7 protein-coding genes are annotated in these 4,769 nt (G+C 66.7%); 3 read left to right on the plus strand and 4 right to left on the minus strand.

Annotated elements, in window-relative coordinates; translation table 11 throughout:
* Positions 1 to 171 precede the first annotated feature (171 nt).
* The 3 genes from ABD209_RS15635 to ABD209_RS15645 all read right to left on the minus strand — a co-directional run bounded on the left by ABD209_RS15635 (position 172) and on the right by ABD209_RS15645 (position 1,845).
* Entirely contained in the window at positions 172 to 648 is a 477-nt protein-coding gene (locus tag ABD209_RS15635; protein WP_344067862.1) for a hypothetical protein, read from the minus strand.
* Between the two features lie 89 nt (positions 649 to 737).
* Positions 738 to 1,286, minus strand: a complete 549-nt coding sequence (locus tag ABD209_RS15640; protein WP_344067864.1) for a hypothetical protein — start codon at positions 1,284 to 1,286, stop codon at positions 738 to 740.
* Between the two features lie 61 nt (positions 1,287 to 1,347).
* Entirely contained in the window at positions 1,348 to 1,845 is a 498-nt protein-coding gene (locus ABD209_RS15645; protein ID WP_344067866.1) for a hypothetical protein, read from the minus strand.
* A 133-nt stretch (positions 1,846 to 1,978) separates the two neighbouring features.
* On the opposite strand from ABD209_RS15645, the gene ABD209_RS15650 reads away from it, so the two are divergent.
* The 3 genes from ABD209_RS15650 (at position 1,979) to ABD209_RS15660 (ending at position 4,436) form a co-directional block, all read left to right on the plus strand.
* Positions 1,979 to 2,701: a hypothetical protein gene (locus ABD209_RS15650; RefSeq protein ID WP_344067868.1), complete on the plus strand. Its 723-nt coding sequence runs from the start codon at positions 1,979 to 1,981 to the stop codon at positions 2,699 to 2,701.
* Positions 2,702 to 2,787: 86 nt separating this feature from the next.
* Positions 2,788 to 3,855: an OmpA family protein gene (locus tag ABD209_RS15655; protein WP_344067870.1), complete on the plus strand. Its 1,068-nt coding sequence runs from the start codon at positions 2,788 to 2,790 to the stop codon at positions 3,853 to 3,855.
* Between the two features lie 8 nt (positions 3,856 to 3,863).
* The gene (locus ABD209_RS15660) at positions 3,864 to 4,436 is read left to right on the plus strand and encodes a hypothetical protein (RefSeq protein ID WP_344067872.1); all 573 of its coding nucleotides are present in this window, start codon (positions 3,864 to 3,866) and stop codon (positions 4,434 to 4,436) included.
* Positions 4,437 to 4,547: 111 nt separating this feature from the next.
* Here ABD209_RS15660 and ABD209_RS15665 read toward each other — a convergent pair.
* On the minus strand, positions 4,548 to 4,769 hold a 222-nt coding region (locus tag ABD209_RS15665), incomplete at its 5' end, for a transposase (protein WP_344067874.1).

The following is a 4,769-nucleotide window of genomic DNA, read 5'->3' on the forward strand; positions in this document are numbered from 1 at the left end:
CATCGACACCCTGCCCAGCATCAAAGCCGAGCAGGGCTCAATAGACTGACCAAACCGTTCACTTCTCGAACGCCGGAACCGACCAGTTTTCGAGCGCCGTCCACAAAAGGGCTGAGCGGTCGATCCACTGCCATCGCGGGCATGCTGCCGCCGAGGGTGATGCTGGTCTTGCTACTCGGAGTCTGGGGCGGTGACTGGGGGAGGGTCTGTGCCGGAGGCGCGGCGGCGCATGAGGCTCAGCTTCGGCTTCTTCCGGTTTGCGCGGGGTAGTCGTGGGTGGTCACTGACCTCGCCGGTCGCCGGGGCGAGGTTGACCATCCAGGGATCGTCGAGTCCGCGGGAGTCGTACCAGGCTTGGATGCTGCGGAGGTTGGTGCCGAGGAGGGAGAAGGCGGCGGCGATGCCCTGTCCGGCGCTGTTCCGCACCTGGGTGTACATCCGGTTGAGGCTCCCGAAGTGGTGTCTTGCCAACGAGATGCCGGTCTCGGAGGCGTTGCGTCGGCTGTAGCTGGCGTACCAGTCGGTGGTCATCCAGATGTCGCGTTGCCGGATCTTGATCTCGTCTTGGGGGCCGAGCGTGAAGCTGGTCGAGCAGACACACGGCTCGCCCTTCTTGCACCGAGTCTTTGGCAGGCGTGACCATCGCATCGACTCAGGGGAGTTCGGGCAGCGAACGCGTTTGACGTGAGGATCGGCTGGGCCGCGGAACCGTTGACGGCCGTCGGGTCCGAGCGAGGTCAGTGGTTGGCAGGCGAAGGGCAGCAGCCGGTCGTAGAGCTCGTGGATGCGGGCCTTCTCAGCCGGGTGTCCTGGAGTCTGGGCACCGGCAGGTTCTTGTAGTGGGCTTCGGGAGTGCCGGCGATGAAGACACCGCCGTTCGTCGTGATCATCCCTGCTGGGATCGCCGCCGAGCAGATGTAGGACATGACCTCATCGAGGTGAAGCGTGAGCGAGTGGCCCGGGTTGTCCGGGTCGTCGATGGTCAGGCCGTCCCGCGCCGCACGCTCCAGCTTGAGCGAGGCGCGCACGATCTGGGAGTAGGAGATCGGGCCCCGCAAACCGAGTGAGGCACGCTGGTCGCGGGTGAGTTCCGCGATCATGTCGGCGATCTTGCCGCGGTAGAAGTTCCTCTCCTGGATGCAGACGTGGAGGCAGCAGGCGATCAGGAAGCCGCGGAAGGGAAGGTTGCGGGGGCGACCGCTCTTCGCAGTTAGCGCCTCTGCGATCGCGAGGAGGTGCGGGGAGCGGTCGACCGCTGCTGTGACATACCGGAGTTGCTCGGCCACGGAACGACTCCGCGGTCGAAACTTGGGCTCCGGCGTCGCCATGGGCGGTCGAAACATCGCTTCAGTCCACGTCAGCCATGCGGCGCCGCGTGACGACGGGGTCGGGGTCGGACAGGTGCGGGAGGAGAAGTGTGAAGGCCTTGGTGGTGACGAGCCCGGCCTCGCGCAGGAGCGCGACGACGTTGACGTTGCGGTTGAGGTGGTGGACGAGCCAGGTCGATCGCAGCCGCTCTGTCTCGAGGGGAAGGTCGGTTGGGGTCTGGATGTAGCGCAGGGCATGCCAAGTTCGGGCGCGGTCCCACTCGCGATCCGGCGCCCCAACGAAGGGCTCGTCGGGGTGTTCCTCGGCAAGGCGCCACAGAGTCGGAACGAAGCTCGAGCGGACCGTGATGGTGCGTGCGCGGCTGCCGGTCACGGAGAGGCGCGTGACGTCACCGTCGCGAGTCAGTCCGGCCCCGGATGCGGTGAGGTACTCCCGAGCCCACAACCCGGCACCGAGCCCGAGAGCGAGGAACGCGTCGAGCCCGCGGATCTTCAAAGCACTGGCCGGCAGCCGCACGGCCGACATGATCCTTGGAGATATCGCGGTCCAGGAAGAAGTTCCACAGACTGCCAGAGTTGAGTACACCATTGGTCCTGACGCGAAGGTCCTGGAGTGGGCGGGCGAGCAGGGAGTTGCACCGTTCACGCGCATGTCGATCTTCGACAGCCCTGCCGTGAACTTCCACGTCGACGACGACCTGGAGTACGTCTACGTGCCAACGGTGCTCTCGTTGTTTAGCCACGTGAACACCGCGATCAAGGGCGTCCACGACCGGATCAACGGCGCGATTCGGGAGCTCGCAGTGGGCTCAACGACTCTCCTCAGCCGCTTCCCGAGAGAGTCGACCATCTACCCGTTCGTTGAGACGCTTGGCGCCTCAACGGACCTGGCCGCGCTTAACGCCCAGGCTGACCGTGGCTCAGACGTCGACCAGCGGATAGACGCCCTGCGTCGAGCGGTCGCCGCGCTCGAAGCGGACGCCCTCTCGACGCAGATCGCCGAGCGTGCCGCCAAGGACGACTCGTCCTACTCGGGAGCGACCTTCTCGATCCTGCGGCTGGAGGCGCGCGCGGAGTCCACCCTGCTGGTGTGGACGGCGACGCACCCCCGGACCCTGGCGGCCGGATCGGACTTCGACATCACCAAGGTCGACAACTTCCCCGTGCTGCAGACCAAGACCGACCGGTTTGCTGTTCTGACCCACCAGACCCCCACCGGCCAGAGGCAGTGCGTGTGCTCCGACGTGCGCGTCATGCGCGCCGAGTCCAACCCGCAGGGTGCCCTCTATCCGCCACTGCCCAAGGGCACCGCCTCGGTGGTGCTCACCTCCCCTTGGTTCGCCGATGTCACGGTGCGTGTGAGCCAACCGTGACCTCGGAGGATGCGACACCGTCGGCAGTCGTTGGTTAGAGTCGAATGCGGATCACGCAAGACGTCAGATACCGCAAGGGGGAGTTCGTGAAGAACCTGCGTGTTGCCGCAGGCGCCCTGACAACCGCTGTGCTGCTGATGCCAGCCGCGGCCGTCGCTGCGCCCGCGCCCCTTCCCACGGTGGAGGGTGTGCCCGTGCTCGCTCGCGCGTGGATCTCGAACACCCGGGACGGAGGGTCGGCAGTCCTCACTGTCCACGGGGTGCGCCGCATCGAGGGTGCCACGGTCGTCTACTTCTCGATGGGACTCCCCAAGGGCGCGCCCGCTGACGCCAATCGGCTCTTCAGCTACTACGGTGGCGGCTTCTGGAACACCTTGACGGTGGGCAACTCCGCCTCGGGCGCCGAGTGTGCCGTCTCACTGCTGGACATCGCCGGCGGCAAGGCCTATTCCACCCTGCCGATCTCGGACGCCAACTCTTGCCTGGGCACCAAGGGCATCGACTTCTCGCCACCTGCCGACAAGCCCAATGCTGCGGTCGTGGGCTGGTCGATCGTCGCCCCACTCCCCAAGGACGTCACGACGGTGGACGTCTTCATCAGCTCGCAAGTCCTCCCGGACGTGCCTGTGGAGGACGGTCTCCTGGAGCCGGTCTCACAAGACCCCGTGCCCGTGGTCGGGACGGGCTGGCCCAAGATCCCCACTGCCCGTCTCAGCGAGGTCGTCGACGCCGACAAGGCGGTGTTCCCCTTGATGAGCCGGGTGCAGCCGATCGATGTCCCGGTCGCCGAGGCGCAGACGAGCGAGGGTGTGCAACTGGAGATCCCTGCATCGGTCCTCTTCGAATTCGACAGGTCCGACCTGCCCCCCGCTGCCGGTGAGGCGATCGACGCGGCGGTCGCCAAGATCACCGCCGCCGGCACGTCAGGGGCCATCACGGTCACCGGCTACACCGACAGCACCGGCGACGACGCCTACAACCAAGCCCTCTCCGAGCGACGGGCCCAGTCGGTCCTCGCGGCCCTGCAGGCCAAGCTGCCGGGGACCATCACCCTGACCGCCGAGGGAAAGGGTGAAGCCGATCCGATCGCCGACAATGGCACCGATGACGGTCGAGCACTCAACCGCCGGGTGACGATCACCCTTCCGAAATGAGGGGCACGATGAGGCTCAACCGAGCGGCGTGGGGTCTGACCGTGGCCGCAGCCGCAGGTCTGCTGCTGGCCGGCTGCAACGAGGGCGGCGGGACGACCCCGTCACCTGACGCGTCAGGCACATCCAGCAGCACCGCGAGCAGGAGCCCCGCGCTCAAGGACAGGTCGGCCGAGGTCATGGCGGGTATGACCGCCCCGACGGAGGTGGCACGGACCAAGGGCAAGGCCGCGTCGGAGCTGGACGGTGCCACGCTGGTGATTTACAGCCTTACCCGCACCGACACCTCCACAGTGCTGACGTTCGCCCTGACCGGACCCGGGTCCGGACCCCGGCTTGCCCCGGGCCATTGGCCCCGTTTCCCGGTGCTCAAGACCGACAAGGACACCTATCCCCCGGTGACCTGGCTCAAGGAGCCCACGGCCGAGGACCCCTGGTACGTCGTCCACAACCCCATGATGTGGCCCAAGGCCGACGTGCTCACCCCGCCGCAGACCGTGCTCTATCCATCGCTTCCGGCTGGGACGACGAGTATCACGCTCACCGGCACGTGGTTCGAGGACGTCACCGTCGCGGTGAGCTGACCCCCGCGACGGCGCTCGGCGCCGCCCTCACTCGGCGAGGCGGACGGTGAACATCTTCTTGAGCTGACCGGGCGGGGTGAGCAATTGGGCTCTTCGCCATTGAGTGTGGGGTCATAGGTTGAGTCCGCCGCCGGTGAGGAGCATGCGGAGGCGGTAGTTGTCGCGGTTGCGGAAGCCGCGGGCGATGCGTCGGTGGAGTTCGATCAGGCCGTTGATGGCCTCGGTGCTGCCGTTGTTCGCGCCGTCGGTGTCGAAGTAGCCCAGGATGGGTTTCGTCAAGTTCTCTGGCCCCGGCTGTGGTCGTGAATCTTGGCCCCGACCGTGAGGTGAGCG

The organism is Nostocoides vanveenii, from assembly GCF_039531165.1.
In the GTDB taxonomy this organism is placed as follows: domain Bacteria; phylum Actinomycetota; class Actinomycetes; order Actinomycetales; family Dermatophilaceae; genus Nostocoides_A; species Nostocoides_A vanveenii.

Excerpts from the sequence above, each read along its gene's own strand:
- ABD209_RS15635 (WP_344067862.1), bottom strand. The coding sequence starts at position 648 with ATGCGATGGTCACGCCTGCCAAAGACTCGGTGCAAGAAGGGCGAGCCG.
- ABD209_RS15650 (WP_344067868.1), top strand. The coding sequence starts at position 1,979 with ATGTCGATCTTCGACAGCCCTGCCGTGAACTTCCACGTCGACGACGAC.
- ABD209_RS15660 (WP_344067872.1), top strand. The coding sequence starts at position 3,864 with ATGAGGCTCAACCGAGCGGCGTGGGGTCTGACCGTGGCCGCAGCCGCA.